The 26459-nt window shown below is 70.5% G+C and carries 29 protein-coding genes, 1 tRNA gene and 1 riboswitch; of the genes, 14 read left to right on the forward strand and 16 right to left on the reverse strand.

Going from position 1 to position 26459, the window contains the following annotated elements:
* Positions 1–55: 55 nt before the first annotated feature.
* From nagA to purU, 3 genes are all read right to left on the reverse strand, one after another.
* Positions 56–1225, reverse strand: coding sequence for an N-acetylglucosamine-6-phosphate deacetylase (gene nagA, locus M7D61_RS00990; RefSeq protein ID WP_298226689.1), 1170 nt, complete (start codon positions 1223–1225; stop codon positions 56–58).
* Positions 1222–1575, reverse strand: coding sequence for a YrdB family protein (locus M7D61_RS00995; RefSeq protein ID WP_298226691.1), 354 nt, complete (start codon positions 1573–1575; stop codon positions 1222–1224). The genes nagA and M7D61_RS00995 overlap by 4 nt, the downstream gene beginning before the upstream one ends.
* Before the next feature lie 122 nt (positions 1576–1697).
* The gene (purU, locus tag M7D61_RS01000; RefSeq protein WP_298226693.1) at positions 1698–2549 is read right to left on the reverse strand and encodes a formyltetrahydrofolate deformylase; all 852 of its coding nucleotides are present in this window, start codon (positions 2547–2549) and stop codon (positions 1698–1700) included.
* Positions 2550–2702: 153 nt separating this feature from the next.
* Positions 2703–2789, forward strand: a riboswitch (ZMP/ZTP riboswitch).
* A 52-nt stretch (positions 2790–2841) separates the two neighbouring features.
* Here purU and glyA point away from each other — a divergent pair.
* The 3 genes from glyA to M7D61_RS01015 all read left to right on the forward strand — a co-directional run bounded on the left by glyA (position 2842) and on the right by M7D61_RS01015 (position 5678).
* Entirely contained in the window at positions 2842–4107 is a 1266-nt protein-coding gene (glyA, locus tag M7D61_RS01005) for a serine hydroxymethyltransferase (RefSeq protein ID WP_298226696.1), read from the forward strand.
* A 4-nt stretch (positions 4108–4111) separates the two neighbouring features.
* Positions 4112–4987: a bifunctional methylenetetrahydrofolate dehydrogenase/methenyltetrahydrofolate cyclohydrolase gene (locus M7D61_RS01010; protein ID WP_298226698.1), complete on the forward strand. Its 876-nt coding sequence runs from the start codon at positions 4112–4114 to the stop codon at positions 4985–4987.
* A gap of 172 nt (positions 4988–5159) precedes the next feature.
* Entirely contained in the window at positions 5160–5678 is a 519-nt protein-coding gene (locus M7D61_RS01015) for a gamma carbonic anhydrase family protein (RefSeq protein ID WP_298226700.1), read from the forward strand.
* A 104-nt stretch (positions 5679–5782) separates the two neighbouring features.
* On the opposite strand, the gene M7D61_RS01020 is transcribed toward M7D61_RS01015, so the two are convergent.
* Both M7D61_RS01020 and M7D61_RS01025 read right to left on the reverse strand, forming a co-directional pair.
* Entirely contained in the window at positions 5783–6265 is a 483-nt protein-coding gene (locus tag M7D61_RS01020; protein WP_298226702.1) for a YbaK/EbsC family protein, read from the reverse strand.
* The gene (locus M7D61_RS01025) at positions 6262–6924 is read right to left on the reverse strand and encodes a hypothetical protein (RefSeq protein ID WP_298226704.1); all 663 of its coding nucleotides are present in this window, start codon (positions 6922–6924) and stop codon (positions 6262–6264) included. Before M7D61_RS01025 ends, M7D61_RS01020 begins: the two co-directional genes overlap by 4 nt.
* 39 nt (positions 6925–6963) lie before the next feature.
* Here M7D61_RS01025 and M7D61_RS01030 point away from each other — a divergent pair, with 39 nt between their 5' ends.
* On the forward strand, positions 6964–7896 hold the full coding sequence (locus M7D61_RS01030; RefSeq protein ID WP_298226706.1) for an aldose 1-epimerase family protein: 933 nt from the start codon (positions 6964–6966) through the stop codon (positions 7894–7896).
* Between the two features lie 127 nt (positions 7897–8023).
* On the opposite strand, the gene M7D61_RS01035 is transcribed toward M7D61_RS01030, so the two are convergent.
* On the reverse strand, positions 8024–8653 hold the full coding sequence (locus M7D61_RS01035) for a DNA-directed RNA polymerase subunit beta (protein WP_298226708.1): 630 nt from the start codon (positions 8651–8653) through the stop codon (positions 8024–8026).
* Positions 8654–8730: 77 nt separating this feature from the next.
* Between M7D61_RS01035 and M7D61_RS01040 the strand changes: the two genes are divergently transcribed.
* Together M7D61_RS01040 and M7D61_RS01045 are read left to right on the forward strand one after the other, a co-directional pair.
* Positions 8731–8803: transfer RNA gene (locus M7D61_RS01040), tRNA-Lys, on the forward strand.
* Between the two features lie 19 nt (positions 8804–8822).
* A complete protein-coding gene (locus tag M7D61_RS01045; protein ID WP_298226709.1) occupies positions 8823–9467 on the forward strand; it encodes a pyridoxamine 5'-phosphate oxidase family protein in 645 nt (214 codons plus the stop codon).
* Positions 9468–9695: 228 nt separating this feature from the next.
* Here the strand turns inward: M7D61_RS01045 and pstB are convergent, their stop codons facing one another.
* From pstB to M7D61_RS01085, 8 genes are all read right to left on the reverse strand, one after another.
* Positions 9696–10475, reverse strand: coding sequence for a phosphate ABC transporter ATP-binding protein PstB (pstB, locus tag M7D61_RS01050; protein ID WP_298226711.1), 780 nt, complete (start codon positions 10473–10475; stop codon positions 9696–9698).
* Positions 10476–10510: 35 nt separating this feature from the next.
* Positions 10511–11596 (reverse strand): phosphate ABC transporter permease PstA, encoded by a 1086-nt coding sequence (gene pstA / locus M7D61_RS01055; RefSeq protein ID WP_298226713.1) that lies wholly within the window; start codon positions 11594–11596, stop codon positions 10511–10513.
* The gene (gene pstC / locus M7D61_RS01060) at positions 11596–12726 is read right to left on the reverse strand and encodes a phosphate ABC transporter permease subunit PstC (RefSeq protein ID WP_298226715.1); all 1131 of its coding nucleotides are present in this window, start codon (positions 12724–12726) and stop codon (positions 11596–11598) included. Before pstC ends, pstA begins: the two co-directional genes overlap by 1 nt.
* Before the next feature lie 10 nt (positions 12727–12736).
* Positions 12737–13864, reverse strand: a complete 1128-nt coding sequence (pstS, locus tag M7D61_RS01065; RefSeq protein WP_298226718.1) for a phosphate ABC transporter substrate-binding protein PstS — start codon at positions 13862–13864, stop codon at positions 12737–12739.
* Positions 13865–13985: 121 nt separating this feature from the next.
* Positions 13986–14921, reverse strand: a complete 936-nt coding sequence (locus M7D61_RS01070; protein WP_298226720.1) for an NUDIX domain-containing protein — start codon at positions 14919–14921, stop codon at positions 13986–13988.
* Positions 14918–17104: an RNA degradosome polyphosphate kinase gene (locus M7D61_RS01075; RefSeq protein WP_298226723.1), complete on the reverse strand. Its 2187-nt coding sequence runs from the start codon at positions 17102–17104 to the stop codon at positions 14918–14920. Before M7D61_RS01075 ends, M7D61_RS01070 begins: the two co-directional genes overlap by 4 nt.
* 69 nt (positions 17105–17173) lie before the next feature.
* The gene (mshD, locus tag M7D61_RS01080) at positions 17174–17989 is read right to left on the reverse strand and encodes a mycothiol synthase (protein WP_298226724.1); all 816 of its coding nucleotides are present in this window, start codon (positions 17987–17989) and stop codon (positions 17174–17176) included.
* Complete coding sequence (locus M7D61_RS01085) at positions 17986–18651, reverse strand: response regulator transcription factor (protein WP_298226726.1); 666 nt, start codon at positions 18649–18651, stop codon at positions 17986–17988. Before M7D61_RS01085 ends, mshD begins: the two co-directional genes overlap by 4 nt.
* Positions 18652–18741: 90 nt before the next feature.
* Between M7D61_RS01085 and M7D61_RS01090 the strand changes: the two genes are divergently transcribed.
* From M7D61_RS01090 to sufU, 5 genes are all read left to right on the forward strand, one after another.
* Positions 18742–19023: a hypothetical protein gene (locus tag M7D61_RS01090; protein ID WP_298226728.1), complete on the forward strand. Its 282-nt coding sequence runs from the start codon at positions 18742–18744 to the stop codon at positions 19021–19023.
* 131 nt (positions 19024–19154) lie between these two features.
* Positions 19155–19751: an FABP family protein gene (locus M7D61_RS01095; protein ID WP_298226730.1), complete on the forward strand. Its 597-nt coding sequence runs from the start codon at positions 19155–19157 to the stop codon at positions 19749–19751.
* A 75-nt stretch (positions 19752–19826) separates the two neighbouring features.
* Positions 19827–20933: a glycine cleavage T C-terminal barrel domain-containing protein gene (locus tag M7D61_RS01100; protein WP_298226732.1), complete on the forward strand. Its 1107-nt coding sequence runs from the start codon at positions 19827–19829 to the stop codon at positions 20931–20933.
* Between the two features lie 57 nt (positions 20934–20990).
* Positions 20991–22301, forward strand: coding sequence for a SufS family cysteine desulfurase (locus M7D61_RS01105; protein ID WP_298226734.1), 1311 nt, complete (start codon positions 20991–20993; stop codon positions 22299–22301).
* Complete coding sequence (sufU, locus tag M7D61_RS01110; protein WP_298226736.1) at positions 22298–22735, forward strand: Fe-S cluster assembly sulfur transfer protein SufU; 438 nt, start codon at positions 22298–22300, stop codon at positions 22733–22735. The genes M7D61_RS01105 and sufU overlap by 4 nt, the downstream gene beginning before the upstream one ends.
* Here sufU and M7D61_RS01115 read toward each other — a convergent pair.
* On the reverse strand, positions 22732–23556 hold the full coding sequence (locus tag M7D61_RS01115) for a class I SAM-dependent methyltransferase (protein WP_298226738.1): 825 nt from the start codon (positions 23554–23556) through the stop codon (positions 22732–22734). The genes sufU and M7D61_RS01115 overlap by 4 nt on opposite strands.
* 33 nt (positions 23557–23589) lie before the next feature.
* On the opposite strand from M7D61_RS01115, the gene M7D61_RS01120 reads away from it, so the two are divergent.
* The 3 genes from M7D61_RS01120 to M7D61_RS01130 all read left to right on the forward strand — a co-directional run bounded on the left by M7D61_RS01120 (position 23590) and on the right by M7D61_RS01130 (position 25692).
* Complete coding sequence (locus tag M7D61_RS01120; protein WP_298226741.1) at positions 23590–24339, forward strand: phosphoglyceromutase; 750 nt, start codon at positions 23590–23592, stop codon at positions 24337–24339.
* 151 nt (positions 24340–24490) lie between these two features.
* Complete coding sequence (locus M7D61_RS01125) at positions 24491–24985, forward strand: DUF2231 domain-containing protein (protein ID WP_298226743.1); 495 nt, start codon at positions 24491–24493, stop codon at positions 24983–24985.
* Positions 24982–25692 (forward strand): VIT family protein, encoded by a 711-nt coding sequence (locus M7D61_RS01130; protein ID WP_298226746.1) that lies wholly within the window; start codon positions 24982–24984, stop codon positions 25690–25692. The genes M7D61_RS01125 and M7D61_RS01130 overlap by 4 nt, the downstream gene beginning before the upstream one ends.
* Positions 25693–25707: 15 nt before the next feature.
* On the opposite strand, the gene M7D61_RS01135 is transcribed toward M7D61_RS01130, so the two are convergent.
* Positions 25708–26459: alpha/beta hydrolase (locus M7D61_RS01135; RefSeq protein WP_298226748.1), on the reverse strand; the 752-nt coding region annotated here is incomplete at its 5' end.

Genomic DNA, 26459 nt, shown 5'->3' on the forward strand with positions numbered 1-26459 from the left:
CGGCCTCGGCGGGTCGCCGCGAGTGGCGGCTCGGGCGCCCGAGCACCGGGGTCTCTCAGCGCAGGCGCGCGCCGGCGGCCCAGACGGCGAGCACGTCGCATTCGCCGGTGAGCAGCACGGCATCGGCGGCGTAGCCCGGCGCGAGACGGCCGAGCCGGTGTTCGAGGCCGAGCACGCGCGCCGGAGTCGCCGTCAGCGCCGCGACCGCGACCGGCACGCTCTGACGCGCGCTCGTCGTGGCGATGCGCAGGGCACGGTCGAGCGTGAGCGTCGAGCCGGCGATGGCACCGGTCGTGCCATCGGCGTTCGCGAGCAGGGCGCGGCCATCCGACACGACGACCTCCAAGGACCCCAGCGCATAGCGGCCATCGGATGTGCCCGCCGCCGCCATCGAGTCGGTGACGAGCGCGACGCGGCCGGGCGCGGCATCGAAGAGCAGCCGGGCGACGTGCGGATGCACGTGCACCCCATCGAGGACGAGTTCGAGGGTCACCCGGTCGTCCTGCAGCGCCGCGACGACCGGCCCCGGCGCGCGGTGGCCGATGCCGGGCATGGCGTTGAAGGCGTGGGTGAGCAGGCGGGCGCCGGCGTGGAAGGCATCCTGGGTCTGCGCCTCTGTCGCGTCGGTGTGGCCCACGGCGACGATGACGCCCGCCTCGACGAGAATCTCGATCGCCTCCAGCGCGTTGGGCAACTCGGGCGCGATCGTCACCTGGCGCAGGTGCCCGCGCGCGGCGTCGAGCAGGCGGTCGATCACGGCGGGCGACGGGTCGATGAGGAACTCGGGGTTGTGGGCGCCCCGGCGGCTCGGTGCGAGGAACGGCCCCTCGAGGTGCGCGCCGAGCACGAGCGGGTCGGATTCCGCGAGATCGGCGATCTGCGACAGCGAGGCCGCCAGCGTCTCGACCGGACCCGCGACGAGCGAGACGACCGAGCGCGTCGTGCCGTGTGCGCGGTGCGTCGCCAGCGCGCTCGCGATCGCGGCGGCTCCGTCATCGAACGAGAAGCCGCCCGCGCCGTGGCCGTGCAGGTCGATGAATCCGGGGGCGAGGCAATTGCCGCCGGCATCCACCACGTCCGCCACATCGGCGATGCCGAGTTGCTCCCAGCCGATGCCGGTGCCGGTCGCGGCGATCGAATCGCCTTCGAACGCCACCCAGAAGTCGTCGACCTCGCCGTCGGCGTCGATCGTGCGCGCTGAGTGGATGACGGTCGACGTGGTCACTGGAATTCGCGCCGCCCATTGATGACACCCGAGATCAGCGCGACCACGGCGAACGCGCCGGCAACGACGGGCTGGCCGAGGTTCCACCAGGCGAGCGCCGCACTCGCCATGACGATGATCTCGACGGTGGCCTTGCCATAGGCATCCGCCCGGATCACGGCCCGCGGCGAGCGGAACAGCGCCCAGAGCAGGAGGGCGACGACGCTCGCGCCGATGCCGACCACCCAGTTCCACGGCAGGTCGAACCTCGCGAACCCCCACACCGCGAGTGACACGATCGCAAAGATCTCCAGCAGGAAGCGGACCGCGTCATTCCAGGCGAACGTGTACTGCTCGGGGTTCTGCGCCACATCGTCAAGAGTATCGAGGCGTGGGTTGCGGGACGTTCGCCGGGTGCGGCGGGCGTGTGCCGCATCCGCGAAGCGCATACGGCATGGGCGGGCGAACGCCCCGCAACCCACCCCGATCAGGCCTATTTGAAGATGATGGTGCGTCGCCCGTCGAGAAGGACGCGGTCCTCCGAGAACCACTTGACCGCTTGACGCAGCGTGCGGCTCTCCTCGTCCTGCCCGATCGCGGTGAGCTGCGCGACCGAGTCCGCGTGGTCGACGCGCACGACGTTCTGCTCGATGATCGGCCCTTCGTCGAGGTCCCTCGTGACGAAGTGGGCGGTGGCCCCGACGAGCTTGACGCCGCGCTGGTGGGCCTGCCTGTAAGGGTTCGCGCCCGTGAAGCCGGGCAGGAACGAGTGGTGGATGTTGATCATGCGGCCCTCGAGCCGCTCGCACAGCCCGGGCGACAGGATCTGCATGTAGCGGGCGAGGACGACGAGCTCGATGTCGTGCTCCTCGACGGCGTCGAGCACGCGCGCCTCGAGCGCCGCCTTCGACTCCGGTGACGTCACCGGCAGGTGCTCGAAGGGAACGCCGTAGAACGCGGCGAGATCGCCGAGCGCCTCGTGGTTCGCGAGCACGAGCGGCACGTCGATCGCGAGCTGCCCGGCGCGCTGGCGGAAGAGCAGGTCGGCGAGGCAGTGCGCTGCGGTCGAGACGAGGATCAGCGTGCGGATCGGCCGGCCGACGACGTCGAGGTGCCACTCCATGTCGAAGCGTTCGACGACGGGTGCCAACGCGGCGATGAACCTCTCGCGTGAGGCATCCGACTCGACCTGCAGCCGCATGAAGAAGCGCCCGGTGTCGTCGGAGGCGAACTGCTGCGACTCGGTGATGTTGCCGCGGGCCGCGACGATCGCGCCGCTGACAGCGTGCACGATGCCGGGTCTGTCGGCGCACACCAGTGTGAGCACCCAATGGGTCGAGGTCACTCGCTCAGGCTAGCGGCTTCGATGCGCCGGAGCTGCGGGTGGTCGAAGGCGACGATGACCAGCCGGATCGCGTTGCCGATCCAGGCCGGCGCGATGGGCTCGAGCACGGGATGCGCGTTGAGAAGGGGAGGCGGGCCGCGGCATCCAGTATTCTGGACGCGTCGCGACTGGCGCATGAGGTGGCCACCACCGGGGAGCGGCTCCTACAGGGTCAATCGGTCGAACGCCTGGGCCGATCCAGATTCATCCACACCGTTGTGCCGACAGGCACGAAGACCCTGAGGAGCCCGTCATGGCCGACACCTTCAACGCATCGCTGGCCGAGGTGGACCCCGAGATCGCCGAGGTCCTCCGGCTCGAGCTCGGCCGCCAACGCGACTTCCTCGAGATGATCGCGTCCGAGAACTTCGTCCCGCGCTCCGTGCTCGAGTCGCAGGGATCGGTGCTCACCAACAAGTACGCCGAGGGGTACCCCGGCCGGCGCTACTACGGCGGCTGCGAGTTCGTCGACGTCGCGGAATCCCTCGCCATCGAGCGCGCCAAGGCGCTGTTCGGCGCAGGCTTCGCCAACGTGCAGCCCCACTCGGGCGCCTCGGCGAACGCCGCCGTGCTCGCCTCGCTCGCCGAGCCTGGCGACACGATCCTCGGCCTGGAGCTCTCGCACGGCGGCCACCTCACCCACGGCATGAAGCTCAACTTCTCGGGCAGGCTCTACCACGCGACGTCCTACGGCGTCGACCCCGAGACCTTCCTCGTCGACATGGACGTCGTGCGCGAGAAGGCACTCGAGCACCGGCCGAAGGTGCTCATCGCCGGCTGGTCGGCGTATCCCCGCCAGCTCGACTTCGCCGCGTTCCGCGCCATCGCCGACGAGGTCGGCGCGTACCTCTGGGTCGACATGGCGCACTTCGCCGGGCTCGTCGCGGCCGGAGTGCACCCTTCGCCCGTGCCCTACGCCCACGTGACCTCGTCGACCGTGCACAAGACGATGGGCGGCCCGCGGTCGGGGTTCATCCTCACCGACGATGAGGCGCTCGCCAAGAAGATCAACTCCAGCGTCTTCCCCGGTCAGCAGGGCGGCCCGCTCATGAACGTCATCGCCGCCAAGGCGACGGCGTTCAAGCTCGCCGGCACTCCCGAGTTCGCGGACCGCCAGGAGCGCACCATCCGCGGCGCGAAACTGCTCGCCGCGGCGCTGACGTCGGATGCCTCGCGCGCGGCCGGCGTCAACGTGCTCACCGGGGGCACCGACGTCCACCTCGTGCTCGCGGACCTGCGCGAGAGCGAGTTCACCGGCAAGGACGCCGAGAACCGGCTCCACGAGGTCGGCATCACAGTGAACAAGAACGCGGTGCCGTTCGATCCGCGCCCGCCGATGGTGACCTCGGGCCTGCGCATCGGCACCCCGGCGCTCGCGACCCGCGGCTTCGACGACGCCGCGTTCGCCGAGGTCTCCGACGTCATCGCGCTCGCACTGCGGCCGGATGCCGACATTCCGGCACTGCGCGCGCGGGTGGCCGCGCTCACCGTGGCCTTCCCGCTCTACCCGGGGCTCTAGGCCGATGACGGCGATCCGCCTCGACGGCGTGGAGACCGCCGCGGCCATCAAGTCGGAGCTGGCTCTACGGGTGGCGGCGCTGCGGGCGCGTGGCGTTGTCCCGGGCCTGGCGACCCTGCTCGTCGGCGCGGACCCCGCCTCGGTCTCATACGTCTCAGGCAAGCACCGCGACTCGGTCGAGGTCGGCATCGAGTCGATCCGCGTCGACCTGCCGGCGACCGCGTCCCAGGCCGATGTCGACGCCGCCATCGCCGATCTCAACGCGGCCCCCGAGGTCACCGGCTTCATCGTGCAGCTGCCGCTGCCGACGGGTCTCGACGAGCATCGCGCCTTGGAGCTCGTCGACCCCGCCAAGGACGCCGACGGCCTGCACCCGATGAACCTCGGCAAGCTCGTGCTCGGAGTCGAGGGCGAGCTGGATTCCCCGCTGCCCTGCACCCCCGCCGGCGTCGTCGAACTGCTGCGTCGCTACGACATCCCGATCGCCGGCCGTCGTGTGACGGTGATCGGCCGCGGGCTCACGGTCGGCCGGCCGCTGGGCCTGCTGCTCACCCGCAAGGGCATCGACGCCACGGTGACGCTGACCCATTCGCGCACCCCGGACATCGCCGCGGAGGTGCGCCGCGCCGACATCGTCATCGCCGCCGTCGGCGTACCCGGCCTCGTCAAGGCCGACTGGGTGAAGCCGGGCGCTGCGGTCGTCGACGTCGGCGTCTCGCGGGTCGGTACGACGGAATCCGGTCGCGCGAAACTCGCGGGCGACGTCGACCCGGGCGTCTGGGACGTCGCAGGATGGCTCTCGCCGGTGCCCGGCGGAGTCGGCCTGCTCACCCGGGCGATGCTGCTCGCCAACGTGGTCGACGCCGCAGAGCGCCGCTGAACTTGTTTCCGCGCCGGTCCTGGCCAGGCGTGGGTCTGCCTTCGGCGGCGGCCGGCGCGCGACGGCCCACTGGCCCGTCGCCTTTGAGCGCCATCCGCGCGAATCGGCGCGCAGGCCGCCGGTTCGCTGATGGCTGATTAGCGGGGCGTGTTACCTCGCTACCGTTGGTCACATGACCCGTCTGACTCTTCCCATCGGCTCGCCCGCGGTCGACCCCACTGCCTATGTCGCGCCGGGCGCCGTCCTCATCGGCGCCGTGCGGCTCGCCGCGGACTCGAGCGTCTGGTTCAACGCGGTGCTGCGCGCCGACGACGAGTCCATCATCCTCGGCGAGAGATCGAACCTGCAGGACCTCGTCGCATGCCACGCCGACGACGGCATCCCGCTCACGGTCGGCGCGGGCGTCTCGGTGGGCCACAGCGCGGTGCTGCACGGCTGCACCATCGAGGACGATGTCCTCGTCGGCATGCACGCGACGATCATGAACCGCGCGGTGATCGGGCACGAATCCCTCATCGCCGCGGGCGCGCTCGTCAGCGAGGGCAAGGTCATCCCGCCGCGCTCGCTCGTCGCGGGGGTGCCCGGCAAGGTGATCCGCGAGCTGACGGATGCCGAGGTCGAGAGCATCCACGAGAACGCGCGCCACTACGTCGAGCGGGGCCGCCTCTTTGCGTCGTCGGCAGGCGACTGAGTTGAGCAGCCGCGTGCGCTCGGGCTGAGATCCGGGCAACACGCCGGACCTCCGCGCGGACACGTCGAACCGCGCACCGGATCTCAGTCCGAGCGCACGCGAGGTCACACCGCCGGCTCGACGTCGACCTCGGTGCCGGCCGTGACGAGCAGCAGCTCGTCGTAGCTGAGCGGGACCGACGTGTGCGGGTGGCCCGCGGCGGCCCACACCGTGCCGTACCGTGCGAGCGAGCGGTCGACGAAGGTGCGCACGGGCGCGGGATGCCCTGTCGGCGCGACCCCGCCGATCGTCTGGCCGGTGGCCTCCTTCACCGCCTCCTTTGAGGCGCGCTCGAGCGTGCCGCCGAGCGCACGGCCGAGGAACTCGGTGTCGACCCGGTGACCGCCGCTCGTCATGACGAGGACCGGCTCGCCGTCGAGGGTGAAGACGAGGGAGTTCGCGATGGCGCCGACGTCGATGCCGAGCGCCTCCGCCGCGGCGGCGGCCGACGGCGTGGATTCCTCGTGCCAGATGATCTCGGGGTGCAGGCCGTGCGCGGCCAGCGCCGCGGCGAACCGGTCGACCGCCGGGTGCGACCCTGCCGTCACGCCGACTCCGTCGGCTGCACCGTGTACATCTCGGGTTGGGCGTAGCCGTGCTCGGCGAAGGCACTGTCGACCGAGACCTGCACCTGCGAGACGAGCCCGACCGGCACCAGCGCGATGACGGCGAGCTGGTCGCCGCTGCCGGTGAGACGGGCGCCGAGCGCGCCGTAGTTCTGGGACACTTCGGCCGCGAGGTCGAGCTCCGGGCGTGAGATCTGCACGTCGTCGCGCAGGGAGCGGTGCGACTCGTAGAGCAGGTCTCCGATGCCCTGCGGCCCTTCGTCACGCAGCATCCTGAGCGTGTCGCGCACCCGCTGGTTCTCGGTGACGACGTGGCGCACGACGCGGTAGGTGGGGCCGTCGAGCCGGTCGCGGACACGCGCGAGGTCGGTGACCGAGACATCCCGCAGCGAGGCGACGCCGAGGGTCGCCGTCGCCGAGGTCAGGGCATCCTCCTTGGCGGTGACCTCGTCGCCGAACACCTTCGGCGGCGTGGCGGGCTCGATGACGAGGAGAGTCAGCCCGGCTTCGCGCAGCCCCAGCGGAACGGTCCGAGCTGAGGCGTCGCGGTGGTCGAACAGCACGGCCGGCTCGTCAACGGCGAACGAGAGCGTCAGACCGTCGGTGCCGATCGGCGAACCGAGCAGCGTGATGAGCTCCACGTTCTGAGCGTACCGGCGTGTCGTCACTAGGCTGGCGGGGTGCGGCACCCCACCGGAGAGCAGTACGAGATCGTCCTCGACACCTCGGCGGGGGTGCTGCGGGCCGTCGTCACCGAGGTCGCGGCGGGATTGCGCGAGTTCTCCCTCGCCGGAGTCGACATCGCCGTGCCCTTCCCGGTCGACGCCGCGCCGCCTGGCGCCTCGGGCATCGCGCTGGCGCCGTGGCCGAACCGGGTGCGGGATGCCCGCTGGTCGGCGGTGTCGCCCGACGGGGTGCGCTATGACGAGGCGCTCGCCGTCACCGAGCCTGACAAGGCGAACGCCCTGCACGGGCTGCTGCGGTACACCCCGTACGCGCTCGTCGAGCAGGGCATGGCTTCGGTGGCGCTGGCGGCGACGATCTTCCCGCAGACGGGATGGCCGTTCACCCTCGACACGAGCGTGTCCTACGCGCTCGTCGACGACGGGCTCGTCGTCGAGCACTCCGCGACCAACGTCGGCGCGGCGTCGGCGCCCGTCGCCTTCGGAGCGCATCCGTACCTCGGCATCGGCGATGTGCCGACCGAGACCCTGTCGCTCGCCGTCGCCGCGCAGACCCATTTCAACGTCGACGCCCGGCTCGACCCCGTCGCCGAGGTGCCGGTGGAGGGCACGCGCTTCGATCTGCGCTCGCCGCGGCTCGTCGGCGACCTCGTGCTCGACGATGGCTTCGGCTCGGCCGGGCCCGGCGTGCTGGCGGCGCTGAGTGCGCCGGACGGCCGCAGTGTCGAGCTCTGGGGCGACGAGGCGACGACGTATCTGCAGGTGTTCACGCACCGCAGGCATCCGCCGCTGCCGGAGGGCGCGGTCGCGCTCGCCCTCGAGCCGATGACCGCACCGGCCGACGCGCTGAACTCCGGCACGGGGTTGCGCTGGCTCGCGCCCGGCGAGTCGTGGTCGGCGCGGTGGGGGATCCGTCTCGCCGGCTTCTGAGCGCCGCTGCTGCCGCGCAGCGCGCCGCTGCCAGGCTCCGTGGTTCGGCTGAGCGCAACGTTCGGTTCAGGTGCGTATGGCTGCATTATGCGGCCGACGGCCGTCCTGTCCGAAGCCAGCGGCCCGGTCAGTCGAGCGAGCCGACCCGCCAGAGCCGCGCTGCGCTCGTCAGCTCCCGCGCCGTCGTCGAGAACCGCAGGGCGCGCGTGGTGAGTTCGGTCGCCCGCTCCGGCTCGGTGGCCTCGGCCTCGTCGGCGACGATTGCGCACCCCGACGACTCGATGCGGCAGAACGCGGCGGCCCGGTCGAGCGCGTCGGCGAAATCCCCCACGAACGCCCCGCGGAGGATCCGGTCGGCGAGCTCGGTGATCTCGGCCGGACCTGTCGGCATCTCGGCGCCGGCGATGACAGGGTCGATCGTTGCGTTCGCCTCGGCACCGCGCTCGAAGAGGTAGGCCGTGCCCTCGGGGTCCTGGCGGATGAGCACCCGCACGAGGTAGATGCGCCACAGCGCGCCGGGCAGGCTGCGCGGCAGCGAGCGCGCCCAGAGCTCCGCGATGGCGTCGATGCCGTGGTTGTCGGTGTAGGCGACGAGCCGGTCGACGATCTCGGGCTCGGGGGACTGCCGCACTCGGGCCAGCAGCGCGTGCGCCGTCTCGTGCGCGACGCGGCTGGCCTCTGCGGGGTCGTCGCCCCCGCGGAAGGCCTCGAACACTCGCCCGGGGAACTTCACGGGGCGATCGAACTCGTCGCTCATCGCTCCTACTCTCGCATCGGGGTGCTGCTTTCGCGTCCGGATTCCGTGCGGTTTCACCCGATAGCCTGGATGCCACCGCCCCTGTAGCTCAGTTGGTAGAGCATCGGACTTTTAATCCGCGGGTCGCCAGTTCGAGCCTGGCCGGGGGCACCGCTGGAAGACTGGACCGGTGAGCCGAACCGAACCGACCCGCATGCCCGAGCGCATGTCCCGTGACCGAGCGGACCTCGACGCCCTGTTCGAGAGCACCGTCCTCGCGCACATCGCCTTCATCGACGAGGACGGCTCTCCCGCCGTCGTCCCGACCGCCGTGGCGCGCCTCGGCGACACCGTCGTCGCGCACGGCTCGACGGGCTCGCGCTGGATGCGCCTGATCGCGAGCGGAATCCCGACCGCCGTCTCGCTCGCCGCGGTCGACGGCGTCGTCGTCGCGCGCTCGGCGTTCGAGTCGTCGCTCGTCTACACCAGCGGCGTGCTGTTCGGGTCGTGGGCGGCGCTCGAGGGGGACGCCAAGGAACAGGCGCTCCGGGCCATGACCGATCGCCTCATCCCGGGTCGCACCGCGGAGGTGCGCGCGTCGACCAAGCGCGAGCTCGCGGCGACGACGGTGCTCGGGATGCCGATCGGCGAATGGTCGCTGCGCTCCTCCGACCACTGGCCGGAGGACCCGGACGAGGATATCGCAGGCGATGCCTGGGCGGGCGTGCTGCGCTACGGCCCGTCGGCCGCGACCGTGCGCGTGCACCCGGCGCCTGACCTGCGCTCCGGCATCCCGGAGCCGGCCTCGATCGGCCGAGTTCGCGGCGTCCGCTGAGGCGGAGGAGTCTGCGACGCCGATGCCCGCCGGCGAAGACGGCGGAACCGGGCCGCAGAACGCCTCTCGGCGGAAGGCCGCTCGCGGCGGCGAAAGTTGGAGCCCGGGGTTACTGCGGCCCGGCGCCCACCAGTCTAAACGAGCTGCAGCGTCGCGGATCCCGTGGTTGCCTGATGGGCGAGCCGGGGAACGGGAAACCGGCGGGATCCGCGGACCAGGCGACCGGGATCATCCGAACCGGCCCGACACGTAGTCCTCGGTGGCCTTCACCTTCGGGTTCGAGAAGATCGTCGTGGTGTCGTCGAACTCGATGAGGTGGCCGGGCTTGCCGGTGCCGGCGATGTTGAAGAACGCCGTCTTGTCCGAGACGCGCGTCGCCTGCTGCATGTTGTGGGTCACGATCACGATGGTGTACTCGCTCTTCAGTTCGTGGATGAGGTCCTCGATGGCGAGAGTCGAGATCGGGTCGAGCGCGGAGCACGGTTCGTCCATGAGCAGCACGTCGGGCTGCACGGCGATGGCGCGCGCGATGCAGAGGCGCTGCTGCTGACCGCCCGAGAGGCTCGAGCCGGGTGCACCGAGCCGATCCTTGACCTCGTTCCAGAGGTTCGCGTTGACCAGTGACTTCTCGACCAGATCGTCGGCATCCCGCTTCGGCAGTCGTACGTTGTTGAGCTTCACGCCCGCCAGCACGTTGTCGCGGACCGACATCGTCGGGAACGGGTTCGCGCGCTGGAATACCATGCCCACCTCGCGCCGCACCAGCACCGGGTCGACGCCCGGGGCGTAGAGGTCGTCGCCGTCGATGAACACGTGGCCGGTGACGTGGGCTCCGGGGATGACCTCGTGCATCCGGTTGAGGGTGCGCAGGAATGTCGATTTGCCGCAGCCGGACGGGCCGATGAACGCGGTGACGCTGCGCGGCTCGATCTCGATGGAAACGCCCTCGACGGCGAGGAACTTGTCGTAATAGACGTTGAGGTCGTTGACTTCGATGCGCTTCGACACGGGATTCCTTTGACGAGCTGGGGCGACGCCTGCGGCTACTGCAGACCCTTGGGTTTGAACGCCCAGGCGATGAGCCGGGCGATGAGGTTGAGGATGACGACGAGGATGACGAGCAGCAGCGCCGCGCCCCAGGCGGACTGCAACGATGCGGGGATGTCGCTGCTCGGGAACTTGTAGCCGGTGTAGGCCATGACGGGCAGGGTCTGCATCGCTCCTGAGAACAGGTCGCCGTTGAAGTTGTTGGTGAAGCTCGCCGCGATGAAGATGGGTGCCGTCTCGCCGATGACGCGGGCGATGGCGAGCATGACGCCGGTGATGAGGCCGGCGATCGCGGTGCGCAGCACGATGCGCACGATCGTCGTGAATTTCGTCACGCCGAGCGCGTAGGACGCCTCGCGCAGCTCGGGCGAGACGAGTTTGAGCATCTCCTCGCTCGAGCGCACCACGGTCGGGATCATGAGCACGCACAGCGCGATCGACGCGGAGAAGCCGCTGAACGCCTTCGGCCCGACGACGAGCGTGAAGAGCGCGAACGCGAAGAGGCCGGCGACGATCGACGGGATGCCGGTCATGACGTCGACGAGGAAGGTCACCGTGCGCGACATCCAGTGGCCGGGCGGGCTGTACTCGACGAGGAAGACCGCGGTGAGGATGCCGATCGGCACCGAGATGAGCGTCGCCATGCCGGTGATCTCAAGGGTGCCGATGACGGCCTGCCAGGCGCCGATCGTGTTGGTGATCTTCATCGTCGCCGGGTCGATGATCGTGCCGCCGGTGGTGAAGATGAAGTTCCAGTCGAGCGCCTGCCAGCCCCGGACGATGACCTCGTACAGCGTCGAGACGAGCGGGGCGAGCGCGAGCAGGAAAGCGACGGTGACGAGGCCGCGGACCAGCCGGTCGACGGCTTTGCGGCGGTTCTCGACCACGCCCGAGACCACGCCGGTGAGCATCAGGTAGAGCGCGGCGGCGAGCACGAGGAACCCGGTTGTCGTCCAGCCGATCAGGGCGATGACGATGCCGGAGACCGCGAGTGCGCCGAGAGCGGTGTAGAGCTCGATCAGGCGCGGCAGCCGGGTTGCCGTGAACGAGTTGCTGGCGGTGCGGGCGGTATCGGCGCTCATCAGTCTCGCAGCTCCGGGATGGATGGCTCCTGGCCTTCAGGATGTGCCGAGGAGCCCCGCGGCTCGAGGGCTTCGAGCGGGCTCGCGGCGACGTCGAGGGTCAGAATGCTGGCGGCGTCCGACGGCGGCGCGATCTTCCTGCTGCGGCGCTCCTTCGCGCTGCCGCCGGTGCGTCCCACGATCCAGCGCGCGGCGAAGTTCACTGCGAATGAGATGACGAAGAGCATGAGGCCGGTGCCGATGAGGCCGGCGCGCTGGAGGTCGTTGGACTCGGGGAAGTTCACCGCGATGTTCGCGGCGATCGTCTGCGAGTTCTGGTTCTCGGTGAGCAGCGCGACCGAGAAGACGATCGAGGGCGAGATGATGAGCGCGATCGCCATCGTCTCGCCGAGCGCGCGGCCGAGGCCGAGCAGGATGGCGCTGACCATGCCCGAGCGCGCGTAGGGGAACACGGCGAGGCGGACGGTCTCCCACTTCGTCGCCCCGAGGGCGAGGGCGGCCTCCTCGTGGAGGCGCGGGGTCTGCAGGAAGATCTCGCGCGTGATCGAGGTGATGATGGGCAGCACCATGACCCCGAGGACCACGGCGCCGGCGAGCACGGTCGAGCCGGTCGTCGAGACCTGGCCGCCGAAGGGAGGGAACCAGCCGAGGTATTCGGTGAGGAAGTGGGAGAACGGCAGCAGGTAGGGGCGGATCACCGCGATGCCCCACAGGCCGAAGATGATGGACGGCACCGCGGCGAGGAGGTCGACGAGGTAGCCGAGGATGCCGGCGAGCGAGCGCGGCGCGTAGTGCGAGATGAAGAGCGCGATGCCCACCGCGACGGGTGCGCCGATGAGCAGGCCGATGAAGGACATCCAGAGCGTGCCCCAGATGAGCGGCCCCGAGTAGGCCCAGAAGTTCGCGTACCCCGCGGTCGTGCCCGAGGCGAGGTCGCCGGTCGACCAGCTCGCCGCGATCGCGGGAGCGGCTTTGATGATGAGGAACACGGCGACCCCCGCGAGGATCACCATGATGAGCGCGGCCGAGCCGTAGCTCAATCCGCGGAAGATGCGGTCGGAGGGCCGCGGTCCGCCGACGAGGCGCCGCGCCCCGGAAGAACCGGGGCGCGGCGCGACGTACTGCGTCATGATCGCGAGACTACTTGACCTCGGCGAGGCTCGCCGCGATCTTCGTGAGGGTGCTGTCGGGCAGCGGGGCCGCGCCGGCGTTCGCCGCCGCGAGCTGCTGACCGGCGGAGCTGGTCACGTAGGTGAGGTAGGCCTTCGTCAGCGCGCCCTGGGCGGCGTTCTTGAAGGTCTTGCAGACGACGTCGTACGAGAGCAGTGGGATCGGGTATGCCGAGGTTGCCATGATCTTCGTGTAGTCGAGGCTCACCGTGAGGTCGCCGGCGCCCTGTGAGGCGTCCTGTGCGGCGGCGTCGAACGCGGCGGTCGCACCGGAGGCGCTGTAGTCGACGAAGGTGCCCGAGGTGCCGACCTCGATCTGCGCCGCGGTGGCGGTGCCGATGGCGCTCTGGTCGGCGTAGCCGATCGTGCCGCTGCCCGCGGTCACGGCACCGACCACGCCGGAGCCGCCCTGCTGGCCCGAACTCTTGTCACCGGGGATCGTCGGCCACGCGGTGCCTGCGGCCCAGCTCCAGTCGGTCGGGTCCTGCTGGTGGAGGTAGGTGGTGAAGTTGGCCGTGGTGCCCGAACCGTCCGAGCGGCGCACGACGGTGATCGCGGTGCCCGGCAGGGTCGCGCCCGAGTTGAGCGCGGCGATGGCCGGGTCGTTCCACGTGGTGATCTTTCCGGCGAAGATCTTCGCGATGGTCGTCGCGTCGAGCTTGAGACCGGTCACGCCGGGAAGGTTGTAGATGATCGCGACGCCGGAGAGGTACACCGGGATGTCGAGTGCGCCGTCGGCGCCGCAGGTGGTCTTCGCCTTCGTGAACTGGTCCGGCTTGAGGGAGGCGTCGGTGCCGGCGAAGTCGTAGCTGCCGGCGAGGAAGTTGGTGACGCCGCCGCCGGAGCCCTGCGACTTGTCGTAGTTGACCTTGACGCCGGCGTTTGCGGCGGTGAATCCGGTCGTCCACGCGGTCTGGACGTTGGCCTGCGCGCTCGAGCCGCCGGCGGTGATGGTGCCGCTCAGGGCGGCGCCCGAGCCGGACGTGGAGGTGCCGGACCCCGACGGGCTCGACGATGCGCCGCTGGAGGCGCAGGCGGAGAGGCCGATAGCCGCTGCCGCGATCAGCGCCGCGGTGGCGGCGATGCGAGTGGTCTTCACGTGATATTCCCTTTCAAGGACGTGGTGCTGGGATCAGGGGTGACCCGCGTACGAGCGTAGGTTCGGGGCCTGACCTGCTGCCGACCTCGGGGTAAACAGAAGGTTAACAACCCGGTCCGGTTCAGATGAGCGCCCGGTGCGTCTCGATCGCCAGGATGCCTGTGAACGGGTCCTCGACGCGCAGGTGCGCGATCGAGAAGGCGGCCGGCTCGAGCGCGGCGGCGTCGCGGATGTAGTCGCCCATCGTCGTGTTCGTGGCGAGCGCGAGCTCGAGCAGGAGGTCGGGCAGCACCGGCCGGTGCGAGCACAGCACCGCGGTCTTGCGCCGCTCCAGGCGCTTTGCGACGATGTCGGCCGCCGCCGACTTGCCCTCGTCCCAGGCATCCTGGCTCAGTTCCTCGACGAGCTTCGGCCGACGGCCCAGCGCCCGCGCCAGCGGCTTCACGGTCGAGACGCACCGCACCGCGTTCGAGGTGATGATCCGCTTCGGACTCCACGCCCGCACGGTCGGCACGATGGAGCGCGCCTGGAACTGCCCGCGCGCGGCGAGTGGCCGCTTCCAGTCGGCGCCGGACCATTCCGAGCGCGCCAGCGCCTTGGCGTGCCGGAGCACGATGAGGGCGAAGGTGGGGTGGGCGAGTTCGCCGTGCAGCCTGACGAATTCGTCGACGATGTCGAGATCGTGGGGATACGACAGTGCGGAGCGGGCCTCGTCGAGCGTCACCCACTCGAAGTGCGAGACCTCGTCGTTGGGACGGAACACCGACTTGTCGAGCGCTCGGTCGGTGACCTCGGCCGCCCAGTAGTGCACGAGCTTCTCGCGGCCGCTGCCGATGCGGTAGTGCGTCTGGCCGAGCGGAGTTCCGAGCGCGAGGGTGAGGCCGGTCTCCTCGGCCACCTCGCGCACGGCCGCCTGCGGCAGCGTCTCGCCGACGTCGACCTTGCCCTTGGGCAGAGTCACGTCGCCGTAGCGCGGGCGGTGGATGACGAGAATGCGCGTCACGCCGTCGACGTTGCGCCAGCACACCGCTCCGGCGGCGTACACGGCCTCCGTCACCGGCGCACCGCCAGGCGCGGTCTCGACTGGATGATCTGCATGAGGCGGTCCTGCATGTCGGCCAGCGGTGCGCCGTCCTCGGCGATGCTGCGGCGCAGCCAGGTGCCGTCGGATTCGAGCGCCCACGACGCGGTGGTGTCGCTCATCGCCAGGTCGAACATCTCGTCGATGTCGGCGATGTGCTCGGGCCGGGTGAGGCGCACGAGCGCCTCGATGCGCCGGTCGAGGTTGCGGTGCATCATGTCAGCGCTGCCGATGTAGACGAGAGGCTCGCCGTCGCCCACGAAGCGGAAGATGCGCGAGTGCTCGAGGTAGCGTCCGAGGGTCGAGCGCACCCGGATGTTCTGCGAGTAGTCCTCCTGGCCCGGCCTGATCGCGCAGATCCCGCGCACCCAGATGTCGATCGGAACGCCGGCGCGGCTCGCGTGGTAGAGGGCGTCGATGATTGCCTCGTCGACCAGGGAGTTGGCCTTGATCCGGATCCCGCTGGGCTTGCCCGCCTCGGCGTTGCTCTGCTCGGCGAGGATCGCCTTGAGCAATCCCTTGCGCAGGTGCAGCGGGGCGACGAGCAGGCGCTTGAACTTCCTCTCGATGGCGTACCCGGAGAGCTCGTTGAAGAGCCGAGTGAGATCCTTGCCGACCTGGTCGTCGGCGGTGAAGAGGCCGAGGTCCTCGTAGATGCGGCTCGTCTTGGGGTTGTAGTTGCCGGTGCCGATATGGCTGTAGTGGCGCAGCTGCCCCTTCTCCTGACGGATGACGAGGGCCAGCTTGCAGTGCGTCTTGAGGCCCACGAGACCGTAGACGACGTGGACGCCGGCGCGCTCGAGCTTGCGGGCCCACTCGATGTTGTTCTGCTCGTCGAAGCGCGCCTTGATCTCGACGAGGGCGAGCACCTGCTTGCCCGCCTCCGCGGCGGCGATAAGCGCCTCGACGACCGGGCTGTCGCCGCTGGTGCGGTAGAGCGTCTGCTTGATGGCGAGGACATCGGGATCGTGCGCCGCCTGCTCGAGGAACGCCTGCACGCTCGTCGCGAAGGACTCGTAGGGGTGGTGCACGAGCACGTCCTGGCGGCGGAGGGCGGCGAAGATGTCGGCGGGCTGGTTGGGCTCGCTCGTCTGGAACGCGACCGGCGTCGTCGGCACATAGGGCGCGTACTTGAGCTCGGGGCGGTCGAGGCGGCCGAGGTCGAACAGCCCGCGCAGGTCGAGGGGACCGGGCAGCCGGTAGATCTCCTGCTCGGTGATGTCGAGCTCGCGCACGAGCAGGTCGAGGGTGACCTGGTCGATGCCGTCCTGCACCTCGAGGCGGACGGGCGGCCCGAAGCGGCGGCGCAGCAGCTCCTTCTCGAGCGCCTGCAGCAGGTTTTCGGTCTCGTCCTCGTCGATCTCGACGTCCTCGTTGCGGGTGACACGGAAGAGGTGGTGATCGAGCACCTCCATGCCGGGGAACAGGTCGCCGAGGTGGTTGGCGATGAGGTCCTCGAGGAGGACGTATCTCACGCTGCGCGCGCTCCCCGCACCGACGCGCACGAAGCGCGGCAGCACGTTCGTCGGAACCTTGAGGCGCGCGAACTGCTCCTTGAGGGTCTTGGGGTGCCGCACCCGCACTGCGAGGTTGAGCGACAGGCCCGAGATGTAGGGGAACGGGTGCGCCGGGTCGACGGCGAGCGGCATGAGCACGGGGAAGATCTGTTTGCTGAAGACATCGCGCAGCTGGGCGCGCTCGGCCGCGTCGAGGCTCGCGAACTCGACGAGCGTGATGCCGGCCCTCGCGAGCTCCGGGTAGACGAGCTCGCGGAACGCCGTGGCATGCCTCAGTTGCAGGGCGTGCGCGCGCTCGGCGACGTCGGCGAGGACGTCGAGCGGCGCCTTGCCGACGTTCGTCGGAACCGCGATGCCGGTGATGATGCGCCGCTTGAGACCGGCGACGCGCACCATGAAGAACTCGTCGAGGTTGCTTGCGAAAATCGCGAGGAAGTTGGTGCGCTCGAGGACGGGCAGCGTCTGATCTTCGGCGAGCTCCAGCACGCGCTGGTTGAAGGACAGCCAGCTCAGCTCGCGGTCGATGTAGCGGTCGTGCGGGAGCGTCGCGTCGGCATTCGCCGCCCACGGCTCGAAGTCGTCGTCGATGTCGTAGGCGGGCGTCTCGTCCACGAGGTTCTCGGCGTCCATGCGTTTCATCATGTCATCCCGCCCCGACCGGGCACTGTGGCGCGGGTGAACTGGCGGTGACGCCGGATTCCGGGCTACAGGCTACGGGCGGGCGTACTGCACGTGGGTCTCGGCGACCTCGAAACCCCACCGCCGGTACAGCCGGATGGCGTTGTCGTTATCGCCGTCGACGTAGAGGAACCAGCCGGCCGGCGGCGTCCGCAGCGCGGCGGCGGCGGCGAGCAGGCGGCCGGCGAGGCCTGTTCCGCGGACGCGGCCCTCGACGCCGAGGACGTAGATCTCGCCGGCGTCATCGCCGGGCTCGAACTTGGTCCAGCAGTAGCCGACCATGGCGCCATCCGGGTCGCGGGCGACGAGGAAGTCGCCGGCCTGGAACCACGGCTCGGCCATCCGCTCCTGGAGGTCGGCGAGCGTGACGCCACCCTGCTCGGGATGGTCTGCGAAGACCTGGGCGTTGAGGGCCAGCCACCCCGCGTCGTCGGCGCCGGGGCGGAACGCAGCGATCTCGGCGGCAGGCCCGCTCGGCGCGGCGCGCGGGTCGAGACGAGTGGCCGTCATCCGGTACAGGGTGCGCGCCGCGCGGAATCCGAATCGTGCGGCGAGGGTGCGCGCGGCCGGGTGGTCGCCGTGCGACCAGGCCGTCAGGGCGCCGGTGCCGGCGAGGGCGAGCAGCGACTCGGCAGCGGTCCTGCCGAGTCCGAGGCCGCGCCAGCGGGGCGCAAGCTCCAGGTCGAGCTGGCCGCGGCCGAGCACCCCGTACCCGACGACCTCGCCGTCGATGGCGTGGATCTCGTACGCGAGTCGGCGGCCGGCGGCCACATCGAGCCGGGTCTGCTCGTCGAAAGGGAGGACGGGCGCGATCGCGGCATCCGCCGCGACGAGCCCCTCCCGGGTCACTGGCCGTCTTCGAAGACGTTGAAGCGGTAGCCGACGTTGCGCACCGTGCCGATGAGCGACTCGGAGTCGCCGAGCTTGGCACGCAGGCGCCGCACGTGCACGTCGACCGTGCGGGTGCCGCCGAAGTAGTCGTAGCCCCATACCTCGCTGAGCAGCTGTTCGCGGGTGAAGACGCGCGAGGGATGCGTCGCCAGGAAGCGCAGCAGCTCGAACTCCTTGAAGGTGAGGTCGAGGGAGCGGCCGTGCACTTTGGCCGAGAAGCTGGCCTCGTCGATGACGACGCCGGAGGTCTGGATCTTGGAGCCCTGCGAGTCGCGCGACTGCCGGTCGATGGCGAGCCGGATGCGCGCGTCGACCTCGGCGGGGCCGGCGTCGGCGAGGACGACGTCGCTGATGCCCCAGTCGGCGTTCACCGCCGGCAGGCCGCCCTCGGTGAGGATGAGCAGCAGCGGAGTGGCGGAGCCGGTGGTCTCGAGCAGCTTCGCGAGGGATTTGGCCCCCACGAGGTCGCGGCGGGCGTCGATGAAGATGATGTCGCAGCTGGGAGCGTTGACGAGGGACGAGGCGTCTGCGGGTACGGTGCGGGTGCGGTGGGTGAGGAGCCCGAGGGCAGGCAGCACGTCGTGATCTTGGGCGGACGTCAAGATCAGCAGCTGCGCCATAACACCTCCACCTCGACCGCTTTGCCGAGAATTCTATATGACGGGCAGGTTACAGATCGCCGGGCAGGTGCTGAGCGGCAGAATGGGCGTATGTCCTCCGATTCCCTGCCTGTCGCGGCGGCGAGCGGCACCGTCGCGGCGGTGTGGGCGGCGGCGCTCGCGGCCGGCGTTCTCATCGCGATCTTCTCGCGCGCGTTCGAGGACGCCGCCTGGCTCGGCATCTCGCTCGGCGGGTGCACCGTGCTGTCGTTGTGCATCCAACTCGCCACCCAGGAGAAGCGCGGCTTCGTGCGCCGCCTCGGCGCCTCCGTGACCGGCGCGGTCATCATTCTCGTGGTCGCGACTGGCGTCGTTTTCCTTCTCCACCGGTAGACTCGGTCTCATGCTCGTGACGCTGGAACTCGTCTTCGTCGGTCTGCTGGGCCTTGCGGGGCTCGCGATCGCCGGCACGGCCGTTCTCGTCGTCTACAACCTCTTCCGCGGCCAGCGCTGAGCGGCCGCTCGTGATCGAGCTGCCCATCGGCGTTCCCGCCGAGATCGTGCCGCTGTCGTGGCTGCTCGGCGTGTGGGAGGGCACCGGCGTGCTCGACTACACGATCGGCACCGACCACGTGCAGCGCGAATTCGGCCAGCGGATCAGCTTCAGCCAGGACGGCCTGCCGTACCTCAACTACAGCGCGTACTCGTGGGTGCTCGACGACGCGCACACGCCGCTGGTGGCCGAGACCGGCTACTGGCGACTGTCGCGCCCGCTGCAGCCGGGCGATCCCGGCCCCGGCATGCTGCCCGGAGTGGGGGAGCGCCCCTTCGGCAGTGCGGACGAGGTCGAGACACTGCGCAATGCCGCCGACGGCTTCGACATCGAGGTTTCGCTCGTGCATCCGGACGGTGTCAGCGAGGTGTATCTCGGACAGGTGAAGGGCCCCCGCATCGACCTCGCGACGGACGCCGTGATGCGCACTGCCGGGGCGAAGGAGTACGCTGCGGCGACTCGCCTCTACGGGCTCGTCGAAGGGCACCTGCTCTGGGCGTGGGACATCGCGGCGCTCGGCCAGCACCTGCGCACCCACGCCTCGGCACGCCTCGCGAAGGTGGACTGATGCGGACGCGCTCGCTGACGGCGGTGGTCCGGTGGACCGTCGCGCGCACCTCCGCCGCGGCAGGCAGGTGGCGCGGTGAGCAGTAATCCCTTCCTCCGATTGGCGGGCGCCGTCGCCGCGCCCTGGCCCGACGAGGGTGCCGTCTGGCACTACGGCAACCCGCTCGGCGAGCAGCGCGCTCTCGAACGCGGGGACGCGATCGTCGACCTTTCCTCGCGCGGCGTCATCGCGGTGCCCGGCCCGGACCGGCTCTCCTGGCTCAACTCCATCACTTCGCAGGAACTGCTCGGCCTCGCGCCCGGCGAGTCCACCGAGCTGCTCGTCCTCGACCCGACCGGCCGCATCGAATGGGCGGCGAAGGTCGTCGACGACGGCGCGACGGCCTGGCTCATCGTCGACCGCCCCGAGGTCGACGGGCTGCTCGGATTCCTGACGAAGATGCGCTTCATGCTGCGGGTCGAGCCGCGCGACGCCACCGGCGAGTACGCCGTGATCGGCTCCTCGATCCCGTTGACCGACTGGATCGCGCAGCGATCCGGTGGAGATCACGAGATCGTGGCCGAGTGGCACGACCCGTGGTCGCACGTTACGGCGGGCGGCCACCAGTACGCGCTCGGCGAGCACCCGGCCGCGCAGTGGAGCTGGTACGAGAGCATCGTCAGCCCCGACGAGCAGCAGAGGCTCGCGGAATCTGGTGCACCGCTGGCAGGCACCGCCGCGCTCGAAGCGCTGCGCATCGCCGCGTGGCGGCCTCGCGCCGCCGCGGAGGTGGACGAGCGCAGCATCCCGCACGAGCTCGACTGGCTGCGCAGCGCCGTGCACCTCAGCAAGGGCTGCTACCGCGGGCAGGAGACGGTCGCGAAGGTGCACAACCTCGGCCACCCGCCGCGCCGCCTCGTCATGCTGCACCTCGACGGCAGCGATGCGGTGCTGCCCGCTCACGGCGACCCGGTGCTGCTCGGGGGGGATCCCGTCGGCCTCATCACCTCGGCGGCGATCCACCACGAGCTCGGCCCTATCGCCCTCGCCGTCGTCAAGCGCTCGACGCCGACGGACGCCGTGCTCATGGTGCGCGCCGAGGGCGGCGACGTCGCCGCGGCGCAGGAGGTCATCGTCCCGCCCGGCGCCGGCGCCACCGCCGACGTGCCCCGCCTGCCGCGGCTGGGCGCGCGCACCCGTTAGCCCGTCGTGACGTGACGTGCCGGGTCGCGGTGCGCGTTGCGCGCCTAGGCTCGGAGGATGAGCTCCATCGCGCCGACGATCGCCGCTGCGACCGCATTGGAAGAATCCGAGGTCTACCGCCTTCGCGAGGACTTCCCGATCCTGCGCGAGCAGATGGGCGGCCACCCGCTCGTCTACCTCGACTCCGCGGCGACGGCGCAGCGCCCCGTGCAGGTGCTCGATGCCGAGCGCGAGTTCCTCACTCACCTCAACGCCGCGGTGCATCGCGGCGCGCACACCCTCGCGGCCGAGGCCACCGAGGTGTTCGAGCAGGCGCGCGAGACGGTCGCCGGGTTCATCGGCGCACGGCCGGACGAGGTGGTGTGGACGTCGAACGCCACCGAGGCGCTCAATCTCGTCGCCTATGCGCTTTCCAACGCGTCGGCAGGCCGCGGCGGCCCGGAGGCCGATCGCTTCCGCCTCGGCCCGGGCGACGAGATCGTCGCCACCGAGATGGAGCACCACGCGAACCTCATCCCCTGGCAGGAACTCGCCGCGCGCACCGGCGCGACGCTGCGGATCATCCACCTCGACGATGAGGGCGCGCTGCGTCTCGGCGAGGCCGCCGAGGTCATCGGGGAGCGCACCCGCCTCGTCGCCTTCGCGCACGTCTCCAACGTGCTCGGCACGGTGAACCCGGTCGAGCACCTTGTCTCGCTGGCGCACGCGGCCGGTGCGCTCGTCGTGCTCGACGCCTGCCAGTCGGCTCCGCACCGTCCGCTCGAGGTGAAGGCGCTGGGCGTCGACTTCGCGGCGTTCTCCGGGCACAAGATGCTCGGCCCGAACGGGATCGGCGTCCTCTACGGCCGTGCGGAGCTCCTCAATGCCCTGCCGCCGTTCCTCACCGGCGGCTCCATGATCACCACCGTCACGCTGGAGCGTGCCGAATTCCTGCCCGCTCCCCAGCGCTTCGAGGCGGGCACCCAGAAGGTCTCCCAGGCGATCGCACTCGCCGAGGCGGTCCGCTACCTGCAGCGCGTCGGCCTCGAGCGGATCGAAGCGCGCGAATCGCAGCTTGCGGTGCGCCTCCACAGCGGGGTGGCGAGTCTTCCCGGCATCCGGGTGCTGGGTCCGGGCCTCGGCGTCGAGCGCGCGGGGCTGGTCAGCGTCGTCGTGGACGGCGTGCACGCGCACGATGTCGGCCAGTACCTCGACGACGCCGGCATCGCCGTGCGCGTCGGTCATCACTGCGCCCAGCCGCTGCACCGCCGCTACGGCGTCACCGCGACGACGCGGGCGAGCACGTACCTCTACACCACCGAGGCCGAGGTGGATGCCTTCCTCGAGCGCCTCGCCGGAGTGCGCGGATTCTTCGGGGCGGCGTCATGAGCGACCTTGCCGACCTCTACCGCGACGTCGTCCTCGACCACGCCCGTACCCCGCACGGTTTCGGGCTCCGCGACGGCGCCGCGGCCGAGTCGCATCAGCTCAACCCGACCTGCGGCGACGAGGTGACGGTGCGGCTGCACCTCGGACCGGAGGGCGCCATCGAGGGGATCAGCTGGGAGGGCCACGGCTGCGCGATCTCGCAGTCCTCGGCGTCGATCCTCGCCGACCTCGCCCCCGGGGACAGCCCCGAGCAGCTGCGTTCGCGCATCGCCGGATTCCGGGCGATGATGCGCTCGCGCGGCGAGGTCGAGGGCGACGAGGCCCTGCTGGGCGACGCGGTCGTGTTCCAGAGCGCCTCGCGCTATGTCGCACGGGTGAAGTGCGCGATGCTCGCCTGGGTCGCCGTCGAGGACGCGCTCCTCAAGCTCGGCTAGGCCGGCGCGACGGCCTGCCACGGCACGGTGACCTCGCCGAGCCGCCAGCGGGTCGTGCCGCCGATCACCGGCCAGCCCTCGGCCTTGAGCGTCGAGATCGCGCCCAGCCAGCGCTGGACCACGCCGTAGGCGGACAGCGGCGCGGCGCGCGTCCAGGCGGAATCCAGCGCGGCGACGAAATCGTGTATCCGCTCGCCCGGCACGTTCCGGTGGATGAGCACCTTGGGCAGCCGCTCGGCGACGACGGCCGGCGATTCGAGGCCGGCCAACCTGAGCGAGATGGTGAAGGTATGCGGCCCCTCCGGCCCGAGGGCGACCCACGAGCTCACGCGTCCGATCTCATCGCAGGTGCCCTCGGCGAGGATCCCGTCCGGCTGCAGCCGGGCGGTCATCCGCGCCCAGGCCCCGGCGACCTCGTCCTCGCGGTACTGCCGCAGCACGTTGAACGCCCGGATGACGGCGGCGCGGCGGCCCAGGGGCAGCGGCACCTCGAATCCGCCGCGCTCGAACGAGACCGCCATCCCGGGGTCGAACGGCGTCAGTCCCTCCTTCACCGCGTCCAGCTGGGCGCGCGCGGTCGCCACCCGGCCCGGGTCGATCTCGAGTCCCACGACCGAGACATCCGGCCGCGCCCTCGCCAGCCGCGACCACAGCTCGAACGTCGTGACAGCGCTGGCCCCGTACCCGAGGTCGACGACGAGCGGATCGGATGCCGACCGCAGGGCGCCCTGCGCGGCGATCCAGCGGTCGACGCGGCGCAGCCGATTGGTGTTCGTGGTGCCGCGGGTGATCACCCCGATCGCCCTGCTTCGACCCGCCATTCCCCTATCTTGGCGCCTGGCTAGGCTGGCTCCATGGCTGCCTCCTACACGCTCATCCTGCTTCGCCACGGCCAGTCGCAGTGGAACCGGTCCAACCAGTTCACCGGCTGGGTCGACGTGCGTCTCACCGAGCAGGGCGTCGCTGAGGCGAAGCACGCCGGCGAGCTCCTCGCCTCCTCGGGCCTGCTGCCCGACATTCTCTACACCAGCCTGCTCTCCCGGGCGATCCAGACCGCGAATCTCGCCCTCGACACCGCCGACCGTCTCTGGATTCCGGTGAAGCGCTCCTGGCGCCTCAACGAGCGCCACTACGGCGCCCTCCAGGGCAAGGACAAGGCCCAGACCCTCGCAGAGTTCGGCGAGGAGCAGTTCGCGGTATGGCGACGCTCCTTCGACGTGCCGCCGCCCCCGCTCCCGGACGACAGCGAGTACTCGCAGGTGCACGACCCGCGCTACCTCGGCATCGACGGCGAGGTCCCCCGCACCGAGGCGCTGAAGAACGTCATCGACCGCTTCCTCCCGTACTGGGAGTCCGACATCACCGCGTCGCTCGCGAGCGGCCAGACCGTGCTCGTCACCGCGCACGGGAACTCGCTGCGCGCGCTGGTGAAGCACCTCGACGGCATCTCCGACGCCGACATCGCCGGGCTCAACATCCCCACCGGAATCCCGCTCGTCTACCGGCTCGACAAGGATTTCACCCCCCTCGACCCGGGCGAGTACCTCGACCCCGAGGCGGCGGCGGCGGGTGCTGCGGCCGTCGCGGCGCAGGGTCGGAAGTAGCGGCCGCAGGTGCCGCGGCCCGATAAGGGTAGCCTCGCCTCGCTGGCGCGCGATGATTCCAGCCGGTAGACAGGTGTGCGGGTCCGCCAGATCGGACCGATCAGACGGTGCCGCCTTTTGATCCCCTTCGCGAATCGACGGAGTTATTCGCATGTCCTGGCTTTTCGGCGGACTGCCGCTGCACCCTCTCTTCGTCCACGCGGCGGTGATCTCGGTGCCGGTCGTCGCCCTGCTTGCCCTCGCCGCCGCATGGATTCCGAAGATGCGCAACTGGCTCGGCATCGTCCTGCCGGTGCTCGCTACTCTCGCGTTCCTTGCGACCCTGGTCACCCAGCAGTCGGGAGAGGCGCTCGCGGAGCAGGTGACGCGGACTGCGGCGATCACCGCGCACACCCAGATCGCGGATGTCGCGGTCGCCGGAGCCGCACTGCTGTTCGCCGGCACCTGGGTGCACTGGGCGTGGCCCCGCTACTTCACGCGGCCGCGCCCGGGCCGTTCCGCGGCCCTCGTGGCGGATCCCCGCACCGCCCGCGTCCTCTCCGTCGTCATCGCGATCGCCCTGAGCGTCGTGGCGGTTTTCGCGATTGTCTCGATGATCATCGTCGGCGACACCGGTGCTCGTGCGCTCTGGCGCGGTGCCGCATGAGCCTGGGGCATCCGCAGGAGCAGCATCAGGGTGATATCGGCCCCCGGCTGAACTGGCTGCGCGCCGGGGTGCTCGGCGCGAACGACGGCATCGTCTCGACCGCCGGCATCGTCATCGGCGTGGCAGGGGCGTCCGGCAGCGTGGTGGCGATCGCGACCGCCGGCATCGCGGGCCTCGTCGCCGGGTCGCTCGCGATGGCCGGCGGCGAGTATGTGTCCGTCAGTGCACAGCTCGACTCCGAGAAGGCTGCGCTGGCGAAAGAGAGGTGGGAGCTCGAGAACCTCCCGGAGCACGAACTCGACGAGCTCGCCCAGTTCTACGTCGACAAGGGCATCAGGCCGGAGCTCGCCCGCCAGGTCGCCGAGGACCTCACCGCGAAAGATGCGTTCCGCGCCCACGCCGATGCGGAGCTCGGCATCAACCCGGACGCCCTCACCAATCCGTGGGCCGCAGCACTCTCTTCGCTGGTCTCGTTCGCGGCCGGAGCGCTCATTCCGCTGGCTGCGATCCTGCTTCCCCCCGGCGATTGGCGGGTGTGGGTGTGCGTGATCGCCGTCGCGCTCGGGTTGCTCATCACCGGCCTGCTCAGCGCACGCCTCGGCGGCGCGCCGCGGCTCAAGGCCGTTCTGCGCAACGTCGGCATGGGTCTTATCACGATGGCGGTCACCTACGCGGTCGGACGGCTGTTCGGCACCGCCATCGCCTGAGCCCGGCGCTTGCGCTCAGGCGTCGATCGCCTGCACGACGGCGCGTGCGAGGCGTCGGCCGATCATGTGGTAGCCGCCCGGCACCCGGTGCAGGCTGACGCCCTCGAGCCGGCCGGCGATCTTCATCGCCCCGCTCGACGTGAACTCGTCGTTGGATCCGACGACGATCGCGGCCGGCACCCGCACGTCTGCGAGGTCGCTGAGTGCGGTCTGCTGCTCGACGGAGTTCGCCAGCGACTTCACGAACGGCGTCCAGGTGCGCTCAGTGATGTCGAGCATGCCGCGCACCGGCAGCAGCCTCTGGAGGATGTGCGCATTCCGCAGGGTGAACTCCTGGTTCTCCCTGATGAAGCGATAGGCGCGCAGGTACAGGCCCATCAGTTCCCGCTCGTGCAGACGGCTGAGCTCGGCGGGCAGGATGTAGATGGGCGGCGACACCAGGACGAGGCGGCGGATCCGGTGCGGATTCCTTGCGGCGATGCGCGCGGCGAAGAGCGCCCCCATGGAGTGTCCGACGAGAGTGTACGGTCCCCGGATCCTCAGCGAGCGCAGCGTGCGCTTGATAGCCGCGACGTGCTCCGCCATCGAGTACTCGGCGCCTGCGGGGGCGGGCGACTCGCCGAAGCCGAGGAGGTCGAGGGCGATGACCCGGTGGTGGTCGAGCAGCGGGATGACGTTCTTGAAGGTGACCGACGATGACGCGATCCCGTGCAGCAGCACGACCGCCGGACCTTCGCCCGAGTCGTGCGCGACGTGCAGCTTCGGAG

The sequence above is a fragment of the Gryllotalpicola sp. genome (assembly GCF_027352875.1).
Taxonomy (GTDB): domain Bacteria; phylum Actinomycetota; class Actinomycetes; order Actinomycetales; family Microbacteriaceae; genus Gryllotalpicola.

What these genes read in the sequence shown, in the direction of transcription:
- M7D61_RS01130 (WP_298226746.1), top strand. Translation starts at nt 24,982, where the DNA reads ATGAGCCTGGGGCATCCGCAGGAGCAGCATCAGGGTGATATCGGCCCC.
- M7D61_RS01105 (WP_298226734.1), top strand. Translation starts at nt 20,991, where the DNA reads ATGAGCTCCATCGCGCCGACGATCGCCGCTGCGACCGCATTGGAAGAA.
- sufU (WP_298226736.1), top strand. Translation starts at nt 22,298, where the DNA reads ATGAGCGACCTTGCCGACCTCTACCGCGACGTCGTCCTCGACCACGCC.
- M7D61_RS01085 (WP_298226726.1), bottom strand. Translation starts at nt 18,651, where the DNA reads ATGGCGCAGCTGCTGATCTTGACGTCCGCCCAAGATCACGACGTGCTG.
- M7D61_RS01035 (WP_298226708.1), bottom strand. Translation starts at nt 8,653, where the DNA reads ATGAGCGACGAGTTCGATCGCCCCGTGAAGTTCCCCGGGCGAGTGTTC.
- M7D61_RS01115 (WP_298226738.1), bottom strand. Translation starts at nt 23,556, where the DNA reads ATGGCGGGTCGAAGCAGGGCGATCGGGGTGATCACCCGCGGCACCACG.
- M7D61_RS01120 (WP_298226741.1), top strand. Translation starts at nt 23,590, where the DNA reads ATGGCTGCCTCCTACACGCTCATCCTGCTTCGCCACGGCCAGTCGCAG.
- glyA (WP_298226696.1), top strand. Translation starts at nt 2,842, where the DNA reads ATGGCCGACACCTTCAACGCATCGCTGGCCGAGGTGGACCCCGAGATC.
- M7D61_RS01125 (WP_298226743.1), top strand. Translation starts at nt 24,491, where the DNA reads ATGTCCTGGCTTTTCGGCGGACTGCCGCTGCACCCTCTCTTCGTCCAC.
- pstC (WP_298226715.1), bottom strand. Translation starts at nt 12,726, where the DNA reads ATGACGCAGTACGTCGCGCCGCGCCCCGGTTCTTCCGGGGCGCGGCGC.
- M7D61_RS01015 (WP_298226700.1), top strand. Translation starts at nt 5,160, where the DNA reads ATGACCCGTCTGACTCTTCCCATCGGCTCGCCCGCGGTCGACCCCACT.
- M7D61_RS01090 (WP_298226728.1), top strand. Translation starts at nt 18,742, where the DNA reads ATGTCCTCCGATTCCCTGCCTGTCGCGGCGGCGAGCGGCACCGTCGCG.
- M7D61_RS01010 (WP_298226698.1), top strand. Translation starts at nt 4,112, where the DNA reads ATGACGGCGATCCGCCTCGACGGCGTGGAGACCGCCGCGGCCATCAAG.
- M7D61_RS01075 (WP_298226723.1), bottom strand. Translation starts at nt 17,104, where the DNA reads ATGATGAAACGCATGGACGCCGAGAACCTCGTGGACGAGACGCCCGCC.
- pstA (WP_298226713.1), bottom strand. Translation starts at nt 11,596, where the DNA reads ATGAGCGCCGATACCGCCCGCACCGCCAGCAACTCGTTCACGGCAACC.